This is a genomic window from Marinobacter alexandrii (genome assembly GCA_039984955.1).
In the GTDB taxonomy this organism is placed as follows: domain Bacteria; phylum Bacteroidota; class Bacteroidia; order Cytophagales; family Cyclobacteriaceae; genus Ekhidna.
On sequence record JBDWTN010000007.1, the window covers coordinates 1,852,196 to 1,872,726 of the forward strand.

At 38.2% G+C, this 20,531-nt stretch carries 16 protein-coding genes; 13 read left to right on the top strand and 3 right to left on the bottom strand.

Annotation, left to right across the window (positions count from 1 at the left end; translation table 11 throughout):
• The first annotated feature begins 266 nt into the window (after nt 1–266).
• From ABJQ32_14405 to ABJQ32_14465, 13 genes are all read left to right on the top strand, one after another.
• The gene (locus ABJQ32_14405) at nt 267–830 is read left to right on the top strand and encodes a sigma-70 family RNA polymerase sigma factor (GenBank protein MEP5290839.1); all 564 of its coding nucleotides are present in this window, start codon (nt 267–269) and stop codon (nt 828–830) included.
• Nucleotides 805–2,112 carry a hypothetical protein gene (locus ABJQ32_14410; protein MEP5290840.1) on the top strand — a complete coding sequence of 436 codons (1,308 nt, stop codon included), beginning with the start codon at nt 805–807 and terminating at the stop codon, nt 2,110–2,112. Before ABJQ32_14405 ends, ABJQ32_14410 begins: the two co-directional genes overlap by 26 nt.
• Before the next feature lie 13 nt (nt 2,113–2,125).
• Nucleotides 2,126–3,886: a hypothetical protein gene (locus ABJQ32_14415; protein MEP5290841.1), complete on the top strand. Its 1,761-nt coding sequence runs from the start codon at nt 2,126–2,128 to the stop codon at nt 3,884–3,886.
• A 224-nt stretch (nt 3,887–4,110) separates the two neighbouring features.
• A complete protein-coding gene (locus tag ABJQ32_14420; GenBank protein MEP5290842.1) occupies nt 4,111–4,449 on the top strand; it encodes a PadR family transcriptional regulator in 339 nt (112 codons plus the stop codon).
• Nucleotides 4,450–4,451: 2 nt separating this feature from the next.
• On the top strand, nt 4,452–5,204 hold the full coding sequence (locus tag ABJQ32_14425; protein MEP5290843.1) for a hypothetical protein: 753 nt from the start codon (nt 4,452–4,454) through the stop codon (nt 5,202–5,204).
• The gene (locus ABJQ32_14430; protein ID MEP5290844.1) at nt 5,197–7,812 is read left to right on the top strand and encodes an ABC transporter permease; all 2,616 of its coding nucleotides are present in this window, start codon (nt 5,197–5,199) and stop codon (nt 7,810–7,812) included. The genes ABJQ32_14425 and ABJQ32_14430 overlap by 8 nt, the downstream gene beginning before the upstream one ends.
• The gene (locus tag ABJQ32_14435; protein ID MEP5290845.1) at nt 7,805–10,429 is read left to right on the top strand and encodes an ABC transporter permease; all 2,625 of its coding nucleotides are present in this window, start codon (nt 7,805–7,807) and stop codon (nt 10,427–10,429) included. The genes ABJQ32_14430 and ABJQ32_14435 overlap by 8 nt, the downstream gene beginning before the upstream one ends.
• Complete coding sequence (locus ABJQ32_14440; protein MEP5290846.1) at nt 10,422–13,082, top strand: FtsX-like permease family protein; 2,661 nt, start codon at nt 10,422–10,424, stop codon at nt 13,080–13,082. Before ABJQ32_14435 ends, ABJQ32_14440 begins: the two co-directional genes overlap by 8 nt.
• Before the next feature lie 35 nt (nt 13,083–13,117).
• Entirely contained in the window at nt 13,118–13,363 is a 246-nt protein-coding gene (locus ABJQ32_14445) for a hypothetical protein (GenBank protein ID MEP5290847.1), read from the top strand.
• A 183-nt stretch (nt 13,364–13,546) separates the two neighbouring features.
• Nucleotides 13,547–13,885: a helix-turn-helix transcriptional regulator gene (locus tag ABJQ32_14450; GenBank protein MEP5290848.1), complete on the top strand. Its 339-nt coding sequence runs from the start codon at nt 13,547–13,549 to the stop codon at nt 13,883–13,885.
• A 2-nt stretch (nt 13,886–13,887) separates the two neighbouring features.
• Nucleotides 13,888–16,533 carry an ABC transporter permease gene (locus ABJQ32_14455; GenBank protein ID MEP5290849.1) on the top strand — a complete coding sequence of 882 codons (2,646 nt, stop codon included), beginning with the start codon at nt 13,888–13,890 and terminating at the stop codon, nt 16,531–16,533.
• 127 nt (nt 16,534–16,660) lie between these two features.
• Nucleotides 16,661–16,990, top strand: a complete 330-nt coding sequence (locus ABJQ32_14460) for a helix-turn-helix transcriptional regulator (protein MEP5290850.1) — start codon at nt 16,661–16,663, stop codon at nt 16,988–16,990.
• A complete protein-coding gene (locus ABJQ32_14465; protein MEP5290851.1) occupies nt 16,990–19,599 on the top strand; it encodes an FtsX-like permease family protein in 2,610 nt (869 codons plus the stop codon). The genes ABJQ32_14460 and ABJQ32_14465 overlap by 1 nt, the downstream gene beginning before the upstream one ends.
• Here ABJQ32_14465 and ABJQ32_14470 read toward each other — a convergent pair whose 3' ends face one another.
• From ABJQ32_14470 to ABJQ32_14480, 3 genes are all read right to left on the bottom strand, one after another.
• Nucleotides 19,600–19,770: a Lacal_2735 family protein gene (locus ABJQ32_14470; GenBank protein ID MEP5290852.1), complete on the bottom strand. Its 171-nt coding sequence runs from the start codon at nt 19,768–19,770 to the stop codon at nt 19,600–19,602. It lies immediately after the preceding gene.
• A gap of 75 nt (nt 19,771–19,845) precedes the next feature.
• Nucleotides 19,846–20,283 (bottom strand): hypothetical protein, encoded by a 438-nt coding sequence (locus tag ABJQ32_14475; GenBank protein MEP5290853.1) that lies wholly within the window; start codon nt 20,281–20,283, stop codon nt 19,846–19,848.
• A gap of 41 nt (nt 20,284–20,324) precedes the next feature.
• On the bottom strand, nt 20,325–20,489 hold the full coding sequence (locus ABJQ32_14480) for a Lacal_2735 family protein (protein MEP5290854.1): 165 nt from the start codon (nt 20,487–20,489) through the stop codon (nt 20,325–20,327).
• Nucleotides 20,490–20,531: the final 42 nt, after the last annotated feature.

Consider the following 20,531-nt stretch of genomic DNA (forward strand, 5'->3'; position numbering starts at 1 on the left):
TGTTGTCACCTTTTGTCTACTTCATCAATATTGAATACTTCATTTGATTCTATTCTTTTGCTTAAGAAAGAGTGCAAAAGCTTTCTAATTTGGTTTGACATCTCAAGAATCATTTGCTTACTACACTTGATTACAGTTCTCTACTGATTGCTTGCGATGAATAATAGAGTTCTTGATGGATATAGAGCAAACATAATTGGCTCACGCAACCACTTTTAAAAACATGACGTCTTGAAAAAGAGATCGGATAGATCTTAGGTTAACAAATGAATAAAGTAAAACTCTCTCAAATGGTTATTGACTGCAAGCAGGGGAAAACTGGCAGTGAGAGAGTGATTTATGAGCACTTTTATTCTTATGGAATCAGTATCAGTATGCGGTACAGTTCAAATTACGAAGAGGCAGTAGAGGTTTTGAATGATAGTTTTCTCAAGGCATTTAAAAATATCAAAAAGCTAAAGGAAGACAATTTTAGGGGATGGCTGAGGCGTATCATTATTAATTCCGCAACTGATTATCACAGAAAGAATAAAAAGTACAGTTTTATTGAAAATGATTACGATTTAGCAAATAGTGAAATCTATGCAGAAGAGGTGATCATGGCGCAGCTGTCTTACGAAGATCTCCTTCAGGTAGTACAGCAGCTTACGCCAGCGTACAGGACCGTCTTTAATCTATATGTAATGGACGGGTATAAACACGAGGAAATAGCAAAAATGGTAGGTATTTCAGTGGGAGCATCGAAATCCAACCTTTCTCGTGCACGACAAATGCTCAAGGACTTGTTAAAAAAAACATTGAATAATGAGTACTCGGAAGCTATCGGATAACGAATTTGATAAGTATGCCAAGAACATCCTGAAACGTCCGGATGTTGTACCATTCGATCAATCGGCTTGGGCCGCTATGGAGTCAAAGTTAGCTTCTCAGCCAATTCCAGGCTGGAAGGGAACCATATCTCAATGGACATCTTACGTAATAAACTCCGTAATTCTTTTCAGTCTGATGTTCATCATTTCTCACAATGGAGAAACCTCTGCTTCCAAAGTAAGTTTGATTCAATCTGAAACATTAACGCCATTAAACATACGTAGCGAGGATAGTGTAATCGACACTGCTTTAGTTGGTTTAGAAAAACCTATACAAGAGCACACATCGAATACCACTCAGGCTGATACAAACATAGATAAGGAACTAATATCTAATTCATCACAAGATTCAGGTTTTGAAATTGTAACAAACACCAAAAAAAATAATGTTACGGAGGAAGCCAGTACTGTTGAACTATACAGTCAAAGTACTACCACTACAGAAAAATCACAACTACCGAAGGCCGATCCAATTATCCTTATTCGGAATTCAAATGCTGCATTAAATAATGAGCACTCGTTTATAATGCGCAGAGGTGTAGACATCAAAACTGCAGAATTATCTATCCCAAAGTTTTTACTATTTCAAACAGATTCCGTCTCTACAGAAGAGCAAGTCACAAAATCAATTAGAAAAAAAGGAATTAATCTAGGAATTGTTCTTTCACCTGACTTCACAACAGTGGGTGGATTCAATGAGTTTGATTCACCAGGATTGGATTACGGGATTACTTTTGAATACTATGTTCTGGATAGGTTCTCTGTGTCCAGTGGAGCGGTTGTTACTAGCAAACTTTATCGGACGACAGATTTAAACGAATATCAACTCCCGCAGGGATTTTGGAGTGGTGCAATTCCAGAGCAGATTAATGCAGACTGTCGTGTCATAGATATTCCGTTGAACTTGAGGTACTATGCGATTGAAGGAAAGCGAAACACGCTATTCCTCAGCGCTGGTATGTCTAGCTACATTATGCTAAATGAAGTGTACTCGTACGATTATCCACAACAATACGCCAACGATCCGAATCGCAGAGATGCAGTTACAGTCACAAATGAGAATAATCATTTCTTTGGAGTCTACAATCTATCTGCGGGTATTCAAAGACAAGTCAGCGAAAAATTTTTTATCGAGTTTGAACCCTACTTAAAACAATCCTTGGATGGGGTTGGCTGGGGACAAGTTCAACTGAATAGCACAGGCGTGCTATTCAACATTAAATATCACTTTAATACAAACTAAATTTTAAATTAAAATGAACGTAAGAAAGAAACGGAATTTTTTCCGAACGCAACAAGTGTGCTCAAGATTTGGAGCATTGATCATGATAGCCTTAGTGCTAGTCAGTTGTGGTGATGATGATGGTGGCACAGATCCAGCAAATCTCACAAATGTGAGGCTACTGAATGTAGATGCGCCAAACAATCAAGTAACACTTAAGAATTTTGGAAGTGAGACTGCAGATATCAGTGGATACTGGTTTTGCTTAAAGCGATCATACAGTGCACTGGAAGAGGCTACTACAGATGCTGCAGACTTAAACCTGGATGCAAACGAAGAAATAACCTTTACTATCAATATAGACGATGAAGCTTCTGATGTATCTATCTATAACGTGAATGGGAGCTTCGGTTCTGCGGATGCTCTGATTGACTTTATGCAATTCGGCTCTTCGTTTGCAGGAAGTACTGGCAGAGAAGATGTTGCCGTGACTAAAGGCATCTGGACCGCAGGTGATTTTTTAGAAGTTGGCGATGAGTATAGTTACACCGGAAATGGAGCAACAAGTGGACTAAATACGTGGGATAGTGATTCAGAACCAGCAATAGCTCCCGCTGTAAGAATCGTTTCGATAGACCCAGCTAATGATAAAGTAGTTCTGAAAAATTTTGGAGGATCTCAAGATATTTCAGGATACTTCTTCTGTAGAAGAAAAAGCTATCAGGCGCTTGCTGGACTTACTCCCACTACAGGTGATTTAGTTTTAGATCAAGATGAAGAAGCAGAATTTACCATTAGTATCGATGACATTTCTTCTGATTTTGCTTTGTATAACACTGGTGGTTCATTTACCTCTGAAACTGCTATTGTTGATTTTATGATGTTTGGTGATGATATTGATGACGCAGGAAGAGAAGCTGTAGCGATAGCGGCCAGCATATGGGTAGAAGATACTTATGTTAATGGTGTAGGACCTTTCACTTATACAGGTGATGGATCTAACAGTGGTGCAGGTGAGTGGTCTTCAGCAGAAGCAGGTTCACCAAGTGTAAGACTGCTAAATGTAGACCCTGCAAATAATAAGGTGACTTTAAAGAACCTTGGAAACGCTTCACAAAACCTGACAGATTATTGGTTTTGTGCAAGAAAGCAATATGATCAGTTAAATACACTAACAATTTCAGAAGGAAACTTGATTTTGGCACCTAATGAGGAGCTTGAATTTACACTTGAAGTAGATGACACCTCTTCTGATGTAGCACTTTATAATACGGGAGGTGCTTTTGCCTCAGCGACTGCCATCGTAGACTTTATGATGTTTGGTGAAGACATAAATGATGCAGGAAGAGAAAGTGTAGCTGTCGAGGCAAATATTTGGACAGAAAATGATTTCGTAGATGGGACTGGCTCATACACTTTCATTGGTGAGGCAAACGAGAATGGATCAGAGTTTTGGGAGGCATCTACAGTTGCTGATGCCACCTTTGCTGTAACCAATACTGGTGCAACAGCATACGTTTTTAATGGAGGGGACCTTACCAACTCTTCCAACCCAGACCTGACTTTCAAGAGAGGAAATACCTATGTTTTTGAGGTAAGTGCTTCTGGTCATCCATTCCTGATCAAATCTGTACAAGGAACCGGAACCGGAAATACATACGATGTAGGAGTAACCAATAATGGTATAGCTACTGGTACCATTACTTTCACAGTTCCTTCATCAGCTCCAGATCAATTATTTTATAATTGTGAATTTCATGGTTCAATGACGGGCGTCATAACCATTACGGATTAACAAAATATATTTAGGTAGTACCGCTTTAGCGGGGGCCATCTACTTGACAGTAGATGGCTTTTTTGTTTTATATCAAAGCCGTACTCAGGCCTTTTTACAATAGAACTGCCTGCCTCTCAATAGGCAGAAAAAGAGTCTTCATTTCTAAATAAACACTAGTTGTTTATTTGTTTTACAACTTAAATAGAAATGGTTCGTATATTTGTTTTACAAATTCAATAATAATGGGTAGAACAAATTTTTTAGGTGAATTCGAGGAGCTAATACTGACTATGGTCATGATCCTTGATGAAAATGCATACGGCAATACAATTGTAAAAGCCATTAAGGAACACCAGAATAGAGACGTAAATCTTAGCTCTGTACATATCACCATGTACCGACTCGAAGAAAAAGGATTCCTTGAATCATATATGGGAGGAGCCACTAAAGAAAGAGGTGGTAGAAAAAAACGCTACTTCAAAATCACCAATGCGGGCAAGGTATTGCTTCAAGAAATGAAGGACTCGAGAACCAACCTTTGGAAGCTCACCACACAGTTAAACTTTCAATCCATTTTATAAAAATGAATAAACTGCCATTTATCCTTCTTCTTGGATTTTTAGGAATTCTTCGTGCATCGTTTGGGCAAGAGAAGGTTATCCTAAGAATTTCTTCCTTGGAAGAGGAGGTGGACTACATCTGGCAAAATATTCAGGATATTCAATTCTTTGAAGAAAAGGGATATCAAGTTGTTTTTCCAAAGTTGAAATACATTGACTTATTAAAAGAAAAATCTGAGGATGCTGAACTCAGTAGCAATGACTATGAAAGGCTAAAATCTCTGTTTACTGACTCAATCTATAAATCCGTAGATTATTTGGCTGGGTTAGAAAAGATGAAGCAAAATCAATCACTCATTGAAAAGATGATTGGTATGTTAGGGCAACTAGAATTGGATTGGAATTTCAAGATTCATCAACCTTATGTAGTCAAGTTGACCCTATATGGTCCCGGCGGAAGTTACAATCCAGACACTGGTCATATTGTACTATTTACTACTACTGAAGGAGGTTTTAAACAATATGAGAATCCTGCATGCACCATCATTCATGAGATTGTTCATATGGGTGTAGAGCAATCACTGATACAAAAACTTAGGATCCCACATACATCCAAAGAACGGATTGTCGATCAATTTGTCTTGCTCAATTTTCAGAATTTGATTCCATCCTATCAATTGCAAGATATGGGGGATTATAGAGCCGATGCATTTATGAATTCCTTAGATGATTTGAAGGATTTAGATCAAAAAATTAAAGATGCATTAGGTGAATAAGCAATTACCTCTCATATCGAAAAAATTCTTCCTCTGGTACTGCATTCCGCGGCTTCAGGAAACTATTATGGGTGACTTGGAGGAGCAGTTCGAAGAAGATTTACAAAAGAAAGGTCCAGCTATGGCTAAGGCTAGATTCACCTGGAATGTGATTCGTTTTTTTAGACCCGGTATTATTAAGCCACTTGGTGGTATCACAAAACTCAATTATTACGGCATGATCAAAAATGATTTTAAAGCAGCATTCAGAGTAATTAAGAGAGAAAGACTCTACAGTGGCATTAACATATTAGGACTTACATCAGGATTTGTAATCGCTTTGTTGATTCTTTTCTACGTTCGTTTCGAGCAGAGTTATGAGGATTACAATCCGAACTCCGATAAGATAGTACGTATTACCATGGACTACCTTGATGGTGAAACTCTCATTGATCAGGATTGTGAAACCTATCATAATCTCGGGCCAATGATCAAAGATGAGTTTCCAGAGGTTGAAGATTACACAAGAGCTTTCGGTTTTGACGTATTAATGGAAATAGATGAACGATTTTTTCGCGAGTCGAAGGTATATGCTGTTGACGCGAGCTTCCTTTCCATATTTGGGTATCCTCTCCTCTATGGAGAACCCAAAACAGCACTAAAAGAACCCAACCAAGTTGTTCTAACAGAATCTACCGCATTAAAATACTTCGGGACTACCAATGCGATAGGTAAAACCATTACCATGGATGAAAATACACTAACTAAAGTAGTTGGTGTAATAGCTGACAATCCGACAAACACGCATCTGAAATTCAACTTGGTTTTCTCATACAGCACTATGAAAAAAATGCTGAGTGAGCGTGAAGATATATGGAATAGCAACGACACATTCACCTACTTAAAACTTAGTAATTCGGATAATTATCCAAGATTTAAAGAGAATCTTGCCACACTTTCCGATCAATTAAGAGCAGAGGATCATATACCGGATGAAAGAATCATTTCGCAAAAGATAGAAGACATTCACCTTTATTCTCACAAGTCCTATGAGGCCGAGCAGAATGGAAGTTCCACACTTGTTATTTTCTTATTTGGAGTAGCCCTCTTAGTTATCCTAATTGCCATTGTCAATTACATCAATCTATCTACCGTTAAATCAATGGATCGAGCAAAAGAGGTAGGTATTCGAAAAGTGGTAGGCTCCTCCGTAGCTCAATTAAGAATGCGATTCTTTCTGGAATCTATCATCATCAATTTAATTGCAGGATTGGCTTCTATTATGCTAATACTTGTCGTTTTTGATAGCTTTAAAACACTTGCAAACCTTCCAGAATCCACACAAATAATAAACGATTGGTCCACGTGGAAGCTGCTTGGGCTGCTATTTATACTGAGTACAGTGCTATCAGGAATATTTCCTTCATTGATACTCAGTTCACTGTCACCAACATCTGTTTTAAAAGGCAAGTTTTCCCATTCCTCCTCAGGTATTATTTTAAGAAAAGGATTGGTTATAGTACAATTTTCAATAGCCACTTTCCTTCTCATCCAAACCTTTACAGCAAGTAAGCAGCTAAGCTTTATGATGAACAAGGACTTGGGCTTTGATGCAAACCAGGTAGTTGTCATGAATGGTCCTTCAATGGAAGAAAATAGGCAAGACTATATCTCCTTTAAGAACTCTCTGCTGGAAAGATCAGCATTTCAAAAAATAGGACTTTCTTCCACTGTCCCAGGTATGGCGACAGGAAATATGGGAAGCACAACGAATCTTAATCTGGACGAAGATGAGAGAGATCTTAAAAATAATTTTTACATCTATCATGTTGACTCTAGCTTTTTTGAGACTATGGGAATGGAAATAATTGAAGGAGAAAACTTTTCGAATAGTGTGAATTTTCAATACCCTATTCTGATCAATGAAGAAGCACTAAGAGAGTGGGGTATATCTGATCCAAAGGATGTCATTCATAAAAAAATGACTTATTGGGGGAGAGAGAACACCATTATAGGAGTGGTGAGAGATTTTCATCAAATAGATGCAAAGTCAGGACACCTAGCTATGGCATTTAATTACTCTCTCAGTAGCGCAGATTACATAAGCGTGAAACTGGGACCTGGGAATGTTTTTGAACAAATTGAAGACTTAGAAGAGATTTATAAAAGCCACTTTGGGCATGATCCATTTGATCCTTTTTTCCTCGATCAGAATTTTGATGCTCAATACCGCGCAGATCAACAATTTCAACAAGTATTCGGAATATTAAGCGTTTTTGCAATCCTAATCACATGCTTAGGCCTTTTTGGTCTCGCTTCTTTTACTGTAGCCAAAAGAGCTAAAGAAATTGGCATTCGGAAAGTATTGGGAGCTAATGTGTCCCAACTCATTACACTTTTATCAAAAGATTTTGTGGCGCTGGTTTTAACCTCATCGATCATTGCCCTACCCATTACTTATTTTCTTGTAAAAAACTGGTTGGAGCAATACACATTTAGGATTGATCTCAGTTTTTGGCTATTTGCCGGACCCACACTTTTCATCTTAGTAATCGCATTCTTTACTGTTTTTTCAAAAACCTTTCATGTATCGAATGCCAACCCTGTGAATTCCTTGAAAGATGAATAAGCCCTATCCTCCATCGATTGCAAGGAGATTCTTCCAATGGTATTGTAACCCACGATTACAGGAAACTATACTAGGTGATTTGGAAGAGCAATTTGAGGAAGACCTCAAAGCATCTGGTCCTCGAAGAGCTAAAGCAAGATTTACTTGGAATGTCTTACGATTCTTTAGACCTGGTATCATTAAATCATTTAATAATGGTCAAAAATTAAACACCTACGGCATGTACAAACATTACCTCAAAATAGGATGGAGAACGATTCTTCGAAACAAACTCCATTCGTTCATCAATGTAATAGGGCTCTCTACTGGAGCAGCCATATGCTTAGTGACGTTGCTTTTTTACAACTACGAAACATCTTTTGATCATCATCATGCAAATGCTGATCAAACCTATCGTGTTGTACAGCACACTCACAAATCTGATCAAGAGCTTTATTGGAACACCACGGCCTATCCGTTAGCTGCGGCATTGAGAAACGATTTTCCTGATTTTGAACATGTGACTCAGGTAGCTGGTCCTATGAAAAGGCTTTTCAAACTAGAATCGGAGAAAACTGAGGTCGTACGTTTTGAAGAAGAACATGTATTATTTGCTGATCGTCATTACCCTGAAGTCTTCGATCTTGAATGGATTTCTGGTAGCAAAGAATCTGCATTAGATCTACTCAATTCGGTCGTGATTACTGAAAAAATTGCCGAAAAGTGTTTCGGTCAAAATTTTAGATCTTCCAGGGTAGTCGGACAAACACTGTTGCTAAACAATAAAGATGCTTTAATCATCACTGGTGTAGTAAAAAATCCTCCACCCACAACGAGCTTAAAATTTAACATGCTCATCTCCTATGAATTTTTCAAAAAACATAACCCGTATCCTAGCGGTAACTGGTCAGGCAATTATCAAGGTACCACATTCGTCACATTGAAAGACCAAAGTCAAGAATTACTAGTAGAAGATAAAATCAATAATTGGAAAGGCAATTACTTAAATGAGGTCGATAATGAGCAGATCTCGTACTTTCTGCAGCCTCTCAAAGAGATACACACTGAAACCCTTTACGGAAGTGTTCCAACGGGTTATCAAATAGATAAAAAAACATTGAACATTTCTATCATGGTAGCTTTGTTCATCTTATTTATTGCAGTAGTCAATTTCATTAATCTAGTAACCGCCAGAGCGTCTATCAGATCTAAAGAGGTAGGAATCAGAAAAGCAATTGGAAGTAGTCGAGGCTCTCTTATTAAGCAGTTCCTTTTTGAAAACAGTATACTCGTAATTATCGCGATGATTGTAGCTTGTGTACTATCCTGGCAGCTGTTAGTGCTTCTGAATAATTCGCTTTCTATTATCGGCATGAAATTATCATTTCATCTCCAGGAAGTCGTACTGATTATTGGAGCATGTTTTCTCATAATCGTTTTATCGACTGTTTATCCTGCGTTTGTCCTTTCATCATTCAAACCGATAAAAGCCCTCAACAATAGTGGCGCAGGAGGAATAAAAGGATTTTCCTTCAGAAAAGGACTCACTTTGTTTCAGTTCACACTCGTTCAGATTTTTGTAATTTCTGCTTTGATTGTTGGTATTCAAATCAATTATTTCAATAGTAAGTCGCCCGGTTTCACTTCCGATCAAATCGTGATGATTCCCATTCCAAGTCATGATAAAATCGATGTGATCGCAAATCGATTTTTAGAAAACAACCAGGTTAGTCAAGTGTCCTTTGGATCAGGTCCTCCCATGGCAGTAAATAATTTTGCATTGGGCACCAATTGCTGGCTTCCTCATCAGGAAAAATTAGATGCTATTAGCACTCAAATGAAAATTGCAGACCCAGCATATATTCAATTATACGATCTGGAATTAGTTGCCGGAAGGAATTTCATAGAGAATAAACCTCAATTTGATGAATTTATCATCAATGAAAAGCTAGCCAAGTCATTCGGATGGAAAAATCCAGAAGATGCTTTGGGACAATCATTACGAATTAATGAAGGCGAAGCTAAAGTTGTTGGTGTGATCAAAGATTTCCACAACCAGCCATTTCAATATGAATTGACTCCTGTCGTACTGATGAACTGGACAGCTTGGCAATGGCGAGCTTTTGCTAAAATTAATTCGTTTGATGCCTTAATCCACATAGAGGAGACATGGAAATCACAATTTCCAGAGTCAATCTTCACTTACAACTTTTTAGATGACTCAATCAAAAAAGAATATCTGTTAGAAAATCTCATATATAGAGGCTTCAAGCTTTTTTCCATGCTTGTAATCATCATAGGGTGCTTAGGTCTACTTGGATTGATGTCTTTCATCACACTCCAAAAAACCAAAGAGATTGGTGTGAGAAAAGTACTAGGTGCTAGTGTCGTTCAGATTATTAGCAATCTATCAAAGGAATTCTCAATAATCATTTTTATCGGATTCATTGTAGCTGTACCAGTCGTCTACTATTTCATGGGGATATGGTTGAATAATTTTTCCTATCGCATTGAATTATCTCTGTGGATATTTATCGCAGGCGGCTTGATCACCTTTCTATTCGGAATAGGTATTTCATCACTCAAGTCTGTCAAAGCTGCAAGAGCCAATCCAATAGAATCATTAAAGTATGAATAAAAATACTCCTCCATCGATCCCTCGTAAATTCTTTCTATGGTATTGCAAAGAGCGATTTCAAGAATCTATTATGGGCGACTTGGAGGAACAATTTGAAGAAGATCTAGAGAACCATGGACTAATAAAAGCCAGGCGAAAGTTCGTTTGGAATGTTCTTAGATTTTTCAGACCTGGAATTATTAAAGCTGCCTTTGGCGGTCAAAAACTCAACACTTACGGTATGTTTAAAAATTATTTCAAAGTAGGGATCAGAAATATCCTGAAGTACAAAATGTTCTCATTTATCAACGTCTTTGGGTTGGCAGTAGCCATGTCTGTATGCATGTTGATCATTCTCATGCTTTATGATCAAAAAAGCTATGATCAATTTCATGAAAAGAAAGATCAGGTACACAGAATACTCGGAAAACCTGAAAAAGGGAGCATGCCATATGCCACTATTCCATTGCCACTTTCAAAAACACTAAAAGAAGATTATCCAATTATAGAAGAGGCTATAGCGCTTAGAAGAGGTGTAGGGGGTGACGCATCTTTCAATCAAAAAACCGTGGAAATGAAAGGTTATTTCGCGCCAAGTTCATTTTTCAACATTTTTAGTTTCCCATTAGTAAAAGGAGATCAATCCACAGCACTAGATGAGCCCAATTCGCTAATTATAACCAAGGAAAAAGCTTACCAGTTATTCAATAGTGAGAATCCAATAGGCAAGCAAGTCACTTTTGAGGATCGAGGATTACATATCATGGATATTGAAGATGGAAGAAGTCCAGTTGATTGGGGTTCATATACGGTTACTGGAGTAATCGATCTATCTTCTTACAAGACTCATCTAAAGTTTGATGCTTTAGTTTCATCCGCAACATTACCCGCTCTATATAAGGATAGCTTATTGGCAGATGTATCAGAAAAATGGGAAACATACTATACGGCATACTCTTTCATTTCGCTAAAAGAAGGAACACAAAGAGCCGAGTTAGATATCGCTCTTGCCGATCTTGCACAAAGGAAATATGCAGATTCAGAGAACTACCCTGACTTCACATTCATTTCTCAAAGTCTCTCAAAAATTACTCCTGGCATACTAGTAAATAATGAAGCTACATTTAGATTGCCAGAGGTAGCCTATTACATTCTATCGCTACTCGCACTGGTCATTATGATAATGGCTTGTTTGAATTATACCAATCTTTCAATAGCTCGTTCACTATCCAGAATGAAAGAAATTGGTGTGAGAAAGGTGACTGGTGCTACTCGTAAAAATCTAATATTTCAATTTCTTACAGAATCAATCATTACAGTGATGATAGCGTTAATCATTGCTACAGGCATGCTCTATTTCACCAAAGAAGCTTTTATGGGACTTTGGTTCAATAAATACCTCAATTTTGATTTGTCTTCTTCGCTTCCAGTTTATTTGATCTTTGTGGTTTTCGCGTTTTTAATTGGAATTATTGCAGGAACATATCCAGCACTTCTTCTTTCCAAAAGACAGCCAATACATGCATTGAAGACAAACGCTACTCCCGCTGGTAAATGGGGAATGCAAAAGATTCTTAATGTTTCTCAGTTTGTCGTATCACTTATTTTTATTGTGACTTCTATGGTCATTTACAATCAATTCAAATTCTATACAGAGTTTGAATATGGCTTCCAGTCCGAAAACATTGTAAACATTCCTCTTCAAGGAAATGATCATGAAATGCTAACAAATGAGCTATCATCAGTGGCAGGTGTTACTACTATTTCTGCGTGCGATTATGTACCTGCCACAGGCGTCACCAATATTACAGAGTTCACATCTCCTGAAGAAGGGGCTGATCCATTTGTCCTCCTCAAATTGAATGTAGATGAGGATTTTATGAAAAATCTAGAACTGGAATTGCTCGCTGGAAAAGGTATTTCTAGCACTGATAATTCTGGGAAGTATGTCGTAATAAATGAGTCTGCAGTAGAAAAACTAGGCTATGAAAATCCGCAAGAGGCCGTTGGCAACATATGGGATAGAGAGTCTGGTGGTTCAGTGCAGATAGTTGGAGTTGTAAAGAACTTCCGCGCATCACTTCTTGTCAATGGTACTGAAATTAGACCTCTTGCATTGGCGAATGATGCGTCTACTTTCAATTACTTAAATGTAAGAATTTCGGAGGGCAGTCCTCTTGGGACAATTGCTGACATTGAGCAAGTCTGGAAGAAAATAGATCCCGTCCATGAATTCAAATATGAGTTTTTTGACAATGAGCTATCCAATACAAATCTTGCCATTTTCGATATCGTATCGATTATTGGTTACATCTCCTTTTTGGCAATCCTCATTGCTTGTTTAGGAATGCTTGGAATGGCTACCTATTCAACCGAGAGGCGAATGAAAGAAGTAGGAATAAGAAAAGTGCTTGGTGCCGCCGAGATGAGAATCATCCTGATTTTATCCAAAAGCTTTCTTAAGTTGTTAGCCATTTCCATCCTAATTGCGGCCCCACTGAGTTACTTTATCAATCAGTTTTGGCTGGACAATCTTCCAAATCGGATGGACTTTGGATTCGGTACAGTCGTCATTGGTTCACTCCTCATGTTGGGGCTTGGTTTGCTCACTATTGGTTCACAAACTATTCGTGCTGCAAGACAAAACCCTGTAGAATCATTGAAGGATGAGTAACTTTCTACGCTAACAACAATTGAAATTAAAAGACTATGATTGCTAGAATTTGGAATGGCTCCACCCGATTGGATCACTACGAGGGATACACAGAATTTATGAAATCCAGAGCCATTCCAGATTATCAAAATACAGTCGGATTTATAAAGCTTACTTTCTTGAGAAGAAAGGAAGAAGAAACAGCCAAATTCACCTTAATTACCTATTGGGAAAATATTGAGGTCATTAAAAATTTCGCTGGTGATGAATATGAGCTAGCTAAGTACTACCCGGAAGGATGAGAGATTTCTTTTAAAATTTGAAGAAAACGTCACGCACTATGAAGTGTTTGCTGAGGAAAGCTAAGTCCAAAAATGAGAAGAGCCACATATTTTAAGTGACTCTTTTTTGTTTAAACCAACACTGCAATTAGGAATTAACCTATTTCTCTTTTATTATTGCAACACTGCAATTAGGAAAGAACTATGGGAAAGTATCAATTAGGTGAATTCGAAGAAATTGTGCTGCTTACTGTTGGAGTCTTATTTGGTGACGCATACGGCGTGTCTATTAAGCTTGCTATTGAGGAGAAACTCAACAGGAAAGTGAGTGTAGGTGCACTTCAATCCGCATTGAAAAGGTTGGAAGAAAAAAGTTACCTCACTTCGAAAGAAGGGGAGTCTACGAGCGAAAGAGGTGGAAGACCAAAACTGTATTTTACCTTAACGGCCGCAGGACGAGATGCTATTGAGCACGCACGCGAAGTAAGAAACGAACTCTATAATGAAATACCAAAGATTGCATTAGACCTGAAAATGGTCTAGCAATGAACACATCACATTCAAATCCGCCAAAACTATTACTACGGTTTTTTAAATGGTTCTGCGATCCTCGACTTCACAAATATCTAGAAGGAGATCTATTAGAACTATATGAATATAACATTGAAAAACAAGGACTAAAAAAAGCCAAATGGAAGTTTAGTTGGGAAGTATTCAAGCTATTTCGTCCTGGCATTATCAAATCATTCGAAGGAACTCAAAGACTAAATAATTACGGTATGATCAAGAACTATTACAAAGTAAGTATGCGAAGCATACTCCGAAATAAGACATTCTCATTCTTAAATATCTCAGGACTCAGTGTAGGCATTGCCAGCTGTATTTTAATCCTCATTTACGTAAATAATGAGCTATCGTACGATACGTACAATAGTAACTATGAAAATACCTATCGCGTCATTCATTACTACGGTGAACAAGGTGCTGAACCTAATTTTTCTTCTCTTCCTACAAATGAATATCAGGTATGGGGGAATGCTCCAGCCGCTCCTAGTATGCAATCGTTCTTCCCTGAGGTACATCAAGTTTTCAGGTTTACCAGTGATTCTCCTTGGTTAATTTCTTATAATGGGATCACTTTTTCTGAAACAGGTATCTTATTTGCAGATTCGACTGCTTTTGATGTCTTCGACTGGAAGATGCTGGCGGGCGATCCAAAAACTGCGCTTGTGAGACCAAACACGGTAGTGCTTACCAAAGAGCTAGCTAAAAAATATTTTGGAGATGAAAATCCAGTGGGGAAGACAATCATAATGGACACTGAAGACCCCTTTGAAGTAACGGGCGTAGTGGAGGTTCCTTCGAATTCACACTTCTTCTTTAATGGGTTAATATCTATGAGCACATTTAAAAACAGAAGACCCGGAATATTTGATAGCTGGGGATATGTGGATTTCTATACGTATTTCACACTAAAGCCAGGAGCTAGTATTGACATACTAAAACAAAAAGTTCCAGAATTCCTTGAGGCTAACTATACCGATGATCAAAATTACTACATTGATTTTGAACCGCTATCTGATGCGTATCTACATTCAGAGGCAGGTCGTCAGCCGGGAGCTATTGGTAGCATTGGCAACATCTATATTTTCACGTCTGTTGCAATCTTCATATTACTGATCGCTTGCATCAATTTTATGAATCTTTCTACTGCCAGATCAGTGGAACGCGCTAAGGAAGTGGCTATTCGGAAAACCATAGGATCACAACGTAGCGCATTGATTTATCAATTTTTAGTCGAGGCTATTATAATCACATTAATTGCCTCTCTGTTTGCAGCAGTGCTTGTTTTCGCCGGGCATTCTCTGTTGGAGACCATTTCTGGAAAGACGTTACCAATTAACTGGTTGTTTTCCATTCAAAACGTCCTTTTAGGACTTGCAGCCGTCTTGTTTATTGGAGTTGTTGCAGGAAGCTATCCCGCATTTGTTCTTTCTACATTCAGGCCCATAACAGTGCTAAAAGGGTCATTCAAGGCCTCTTCCAGCGGCATCTGGCTAAGAAAGTCCTTGGTTGTACTACAGTTTTCTCTATCTATTATTCTACTAGCTGGAGCAGCTGTTGTTTCATCCCAACTGGACTTTCTCCAAAAATACAATATGGGTTTCGATTCAGATCAGATGCTTGTAGTGGACTTTGGTTATGATGGTTTAGTACAGCAGAAAAGAGAATACATCAAGCAGCGGTTTAATAATCATAAAGATGTGGAAATGGCATCTGTGTCACGTGCAGCACCTGGAGATTTTTTTCCCAACGCAGGTACGGGAATTACCGATCCTATCTCTGGGGAGATCGTATACAAGGGTCCCGCGATTTACGAAGTAGATGAAGATTTTATTCCTACCTACAAAATGAATATAGTAGCTGGAAGAAATTTCTCCGATGACTTCCCACTGGATTCTGCAAATGCCTTAATCCTCAACGAGTCTGCAGCTAAGTTATATGGCTACTCTAATCCGGAAGACATCATCGGCAAATCTTTTGAACAATGGGGAAGAGAAGGAAAAGTCGTTGGAGTCGTGAAAGATTTCAATTACGTGTCTTTGCACGAAGAGGTAGAGCCACTCTCTCTTCGCTTTGGTACCCGGTATAATGTGTCTGTCTTTTCATTGAAAATCAACAGTCAAGACTTTTCTAAAACGCTTGCAGAATTAGAAAGTATATGGCAAGAGATCATCCCTCATAGACCCTTTGATACTCGTTTTGTTGATCAAAATTTTAACGCACAATATGAATCTGACGAACGATTCGGAATGATTTTTTCCATTTTTTCTGGGCTGGCCATTTTTGTTGCTTGCTTAGGTCTTTTTGGATTAACCATTTACAGTACAGCACAAAGAAACAAAGAGATTGGTGTGAGAAAAGTGCTGGGTGCTACCACTACTCGAATTGTAGCCCTTCTTTCAAAAGACTTCCTTACTCTTTTCATCATCTCTTTAATCATTTCAATACCACTATCGTGGTATGTCATGAACAGTTGGCTAGATGGATTCGCTTATCGGATTTCATTGGGCTTTGAAATCTTTGCAACTTCAGCGCTGATAACCTTACTGGTTGCTTTTATTACCATGAGCTTCAAGACAGTGAGTGCAGCGCTATCAAATCCTATTGATTCTTTGAGAGATGAGTAAGTCTCAATAGCAAATTATATACTAGAGCCTGATGCTATTTCCATTAGGCTTTTTTTTGCTTGAAATCGAGCTATTTGTATATGTGAGTATTTCTTATAATTTTGTATATTATACATTATTATAAGTAATGAAAAATAAAGGACTCGGAGAATTTGAAGAATTGGTATTACTCGCGGTTTGCATCTTAGAAGATTCGGCTTATGGTATATCAGTAAAAAAGGAAGTTGAAAAACACTCAGGAAGGTCTATACTTCTTGGTGCCGTTCACATCACCTTGTATCGCTTACAAGACAAAGGTTTTCTAAAATCAGAATTGGGCGGCAATACAGAGAAACGAGGAGACCGTAGAAAACGACTTTTTCAAATCACACAAGCTGGCATGAAACAGCTTAAAGCATCTCAAGAAGTACGACAAAAAATGTGGCAATTTATTCCACAACTAAAACCAAGTACTTAATGAAGCAAAGAGAAAACAAGAGCCTTCGATTTGCTAATTGGGTATTCTCAAAGTTTATTGGCCAATCCTATCTGGAAGAATTCCTTGGGGATCTTCAGGAAATCCATGAAGATAGGCTTGAATACAAGAGTAGGTTTTACTCCTCATTCATGTATTGGATAGATGCTTTTCACTTAATGTTCGGCTTCTCTTCCATCCGTTTTTTCAAAACTCAAAACAATACGACTATGCTAAAAAGCTATTTTAAAATCGCTTATCGAAATATGCTGAAGTACAAGTTTTACTCAGCAATTAATGTAATCGGACTTTCTATTGGGATATCCATGAGCTTACTTATTGCCGTTCATGTCTTCAATGAACTTGGCTATGAAACTTCATACCCCAAACATAAACTGATCTATCGCCTCGCTTCCACCAACTGGGCTAAAAAACCCCCGGTTATGGGAACTGAATTCAAAGAACAAATGCCCGAGGTAAAAGAAGTCGCCCGACTCTTTTCCTTTGGTCCAAGTGTGTTATCACATGAAAAAAAAGAACAGCTCATAGAGCGCCCATTTCTTGGCGACCCATCTATGATAGAAATGTTCGACCTGGAGTTTATTGAAGGGACGAAAGATGCTCTCGATGAACCCTCCACCATCCTATTGACAGAATCCGTAGCAAATCGCCTTTTTAAACCAGGAGAAAAACGGTTGGGTGAAGTGGTTGTTTTCGATGATGGCTGGAGACAAACTGTAACGGGAATCATTAAGGATTTTCCCAAAAACACACACCTTAAAATAGATTGTATATCCTCTTCCACAGGATCATTTATTGCTAAAAACACCGATCTTAGCTGGGCTGGTGTATCCGTTTTTGCACTTTTTGAGTCTCAAGTGGATGTTAAGAAAGTAGAGGAAAGACTCATGGATTTTCATGTCCAATTCTATGAGGGGTTAGCTCCAGAAGAACAGATCAGACAAGAAATAACCGAATCAGGTGAGTTCCTTGAATTACATCCTATTGCTGACATCCATCTCCATTCTCACAGAGAAAAAGAGATTGAAGCGAACAGCAATGTTATATTTATTTATGTGTTTTCAGCCCTTGCAGTGTTTATTTTATTGGTTGTCATTATCAACTTTATCAATCTTTATGTAGCCCAAACCTTGAACAGAATCAAAGAAATTGGTTTAAGAAAAGTCATGGGTGCCTACAGGGGTCAGCTCATTTTTCAATTTCTCGCAGAAGCCTTTTTCCTCGTATTGGTAAGCAGCTTTTTTGCGGTTGGTCTTGCCATTTTATCCCTTCCTTTTTACAATGAATTAGCCAGTATTCCAATCACCATAAATGAGTTATTATCTACTCGATTGCTTCTCATGCTAGGTATATTGATTTTAATTGTCGGATCTATGGCAGGAGGTTACCCCGCTTTCTATCTATCGCGATTTGGCATCAGCGAAGGATTAAGTAGCAGAGGATTAAAAATCAACAGTAAACTCCCATTGCGGACAGCTATGGTTGCTTTTCAGTTTCTCATTTCTATTTGCTTACTCTCAGCCACACTCATTGTCAGTGAGCAAATGAATTTCATTGAAGCAAAAGACATGGGGTTTGCCAAAAAAGAAATCATAGCCATCAAGCTTCATAGAAAACTGAGAGAAGAGGCGATTCTTTCTCGCGAGAAAATAAGAGCTGAACTTACAAAGCATGCGAACGTTGAGCAAGTTTCATTTAGTTCTCACCTAATTGGTAGCCGTTTCAGCGTTGAACCGAGCTATCTTAAAAGCAGACCGGAAGATCAACTGTCTTCAAGAGTGTTAGTAGCGGACCCGATGTTTTTGGAGACAATGGGAATTGAAGTAGTAAAAGGAGGTTTGCAAACGAAGGAGTTTGTTGGTAGAAAATTCTTTTTAAATGAAACAGCTGTGAGCTTGCTTCAGCGAGAGAATATATTAGGGGAAACTGTATACAACACCTGGCAAGAAAAGGAAGGTGAAGCAGTTGGTATTGTTAAAGACTTCCATTTTGCTTCTTTGCACAATCAGGTGGACCCATTGATTATCCAGCTCTCAATTGATGATACTAATGCCCTTGAATATATGTTAATAAGGGTAAAATCGAAAGATCTAGCTTCGACTATTAGTACCATAGAGAAAACTCTTCTGCAAATAGCTCCTGAAACTCTGATAGTTCCCCAGTTGGTAAATGAGCATATGGACCTTTCTTATAGGGCAGAAAACAGTATGTTTTCCATTTTCAAGATGTTTTCCTCCATCATTATAGGCTTAGCCTGCATAGGGTTATTTGCTTTGTTTGCGTTTGTGGTACAGGCACGTACGAAAGAAATGGGTATCCGAAAAACATTAGGTGCCACTATGACCCAGTTGCTTCTAATCATGTCTAAAAGCTACTTAGGAATACTCGTCACTATCGCAATAATTGCCGCTCCAGTCGTTCGGTATTTTTCCAATGATTGGCTTGACAGTTTTGCGTTTAGGACGACAGTAAATTGGTGGTATTATGTGTTACCGGGAATACTCGTGTTAACTCTAGCAGCTTTGGCTATTGTCGTACAATCCTGGAAGGTGGCGAAGGCTAATCCAATTGAATCACTCAAAAGCGAATAACTAGTAGCTATTCGATTTTAAAAGAATCTGCTTATGTATTTCCTGAGCTTCCTTTTGCTTCACTAAACTCTCTTGAGGGTTGGCTTTGGACAGTACATAGGCTTCTTTCATCAACTTATCATACTTGTTTTGAAGGGACTCTATTTTAGATTTTCTTAAAAATCTGAGCATATCGAATATTTATAAGGATTGAAAAATGATTAAAGTCCGACGGTGATTTTCCGACTTTAAATCATAAGATGACATTCATCCAGAAAACTTTCGCTTGTAAATAGGTTTTCGATATAAGAACTGTCCATAGAGTAAAGGGTACATCAGTGCATCAGTTAGAACCGTTCCTGTCGAAAAAGTGATTTCGTCAATAATGATCGAACCAGAACCTGCTTTTTCAACTCCATGGTGGTGTCTCCACTTCTTTAAAAAGAAAGGAAGTCGTGATCCTTGATCTACGAAATACCAAGATTTTTCATCCTCATAAGCTTCCGTAATGTCGCTAATCCACTTTTGCTTAAAAAGAAGAAAGTTTAATTCTAGCGCCACCTTATCCCCTGTTCCACACCCATCAAACTTCAGAAGTTTGACAGGAGGAAAAGGTGGATTTAGAGACATAAAAAGGTCTCTGGTAAAGCCTTCTTTCACTCGCTCTTTTGTTGAACTGACTTTGGTTTTAATCTTGATTCTCACATATAGAGAACTTAAATTTCACCCAGAAGTTTTGAAGGATTTTAAAGGGGCTTAGCGATAATTTCCCGTTGCACTTCTTGAGCCTGTTTTTGTTTCCGAAGACTTTCTTCTGGATTTGACTTGGATAAATCGTAAGCTTCTTTCATGAGCTTATCATACTTCTTCTGAAGCGAACTTACCTTTGACGATTTGAAAAGATTGATCATAGCTGTTTGGTTTTGTGATGAACTTCTAGCTGGCGAAAGTAT

Coding starts and splice junctions, on each gene's coding strand:
- ABJQ32_14405 (MEP5290839.1), top strand. CDS start 267: ATGAATAAAGTAAAACTCTCTCAAATGGTTATTGACTGCAAGCAGGGG.
- ABJQ32_14410 (MEP5290840.1), top strand. CDS start 805: ATGAGTACTCGGAAGCTATCGGATAACGAATTTGATAAGTATGCCAAG.
- ABJQ32_14415 (MEP5290841.1), top strand. CDS start 2,126: ATGAACGTAAGAAAGAAACGGAATTTTTTCCGAACGCAACAAGTGTGC.
- ABJQ32_14420 (MEP5290842.1), top strand. CDS start 4,111: ATGGGTAGAACAAATTTTTTAGGTGAATTCGAGGAGCTAATACTGACT.
- ABJQ32_14425 (MEP5290843.1), top strand. CDS start 4,452: ATGAATAAACTGCCATTTATCCTTCTTCTTGGATTTTTAGGAATTCTT.
- ABJQ32_14435 (MEP5290845.1), top strand. CDS start 7,805: ATGAATAAGCCCTATCCTCCATCGATTGCAAGGAGATTCTTCCAATGG.
- ABJQ32_14440 (MEP5290846.1), top strand. CDS start 10,422: ATGAATAAAAATACTCCTCCATCGATCCCTCGTAAATTCTTTCTATGG.
- ABJQ32_14445 (MEP5290847.1), top strand. CDS start 13,118: ATGATTGCTAGAATTTGGAATGGCTCCACCCGATTGGATCACTACGAG.
- ABJQ32_14450 (MEP5290848.1), top strand. CDS start 13,547: ATGGGAAAGTATCAATTAGGTGAATTCGAAGAAATTGTGCTGCTTACT.
- ABJQ32_14455 (MEP5290849.1), top strand. CDS start 13,888: ATGAACACATCACATTCAAATCCGCCAAAACTATTACTACGGTTTTTT.
- ABJQ32_14460 (MEP5290850.1), top strand. CDS start 16,661: ATGAAAAATAAAGGACTCGGAGAATTTGAAGAATTGGTATTACTCGCG.
- ABJQ32_14465 (MEP5290851.1), top strand. CDS start 16,990: ATGAAGCAAAGAGAAAACAAGAGCCTTCGATTTGCTAATTGGGTATTC.
- ABJQ32_14470 (MEP5290852.1), bottom strand. CDS start 19,770: ATGCTCAGATTTTTAAGAAAATCTAAAATAGAGTCCCTTCAAAACAAG.
- ABJQ32_14480 (MEP5290854.1), bottom strand. CDS start 20,489: ATGATCAATCTTTTCAAATCGTCAAAGGTAAGTTCGCTTCAGAAGAAG.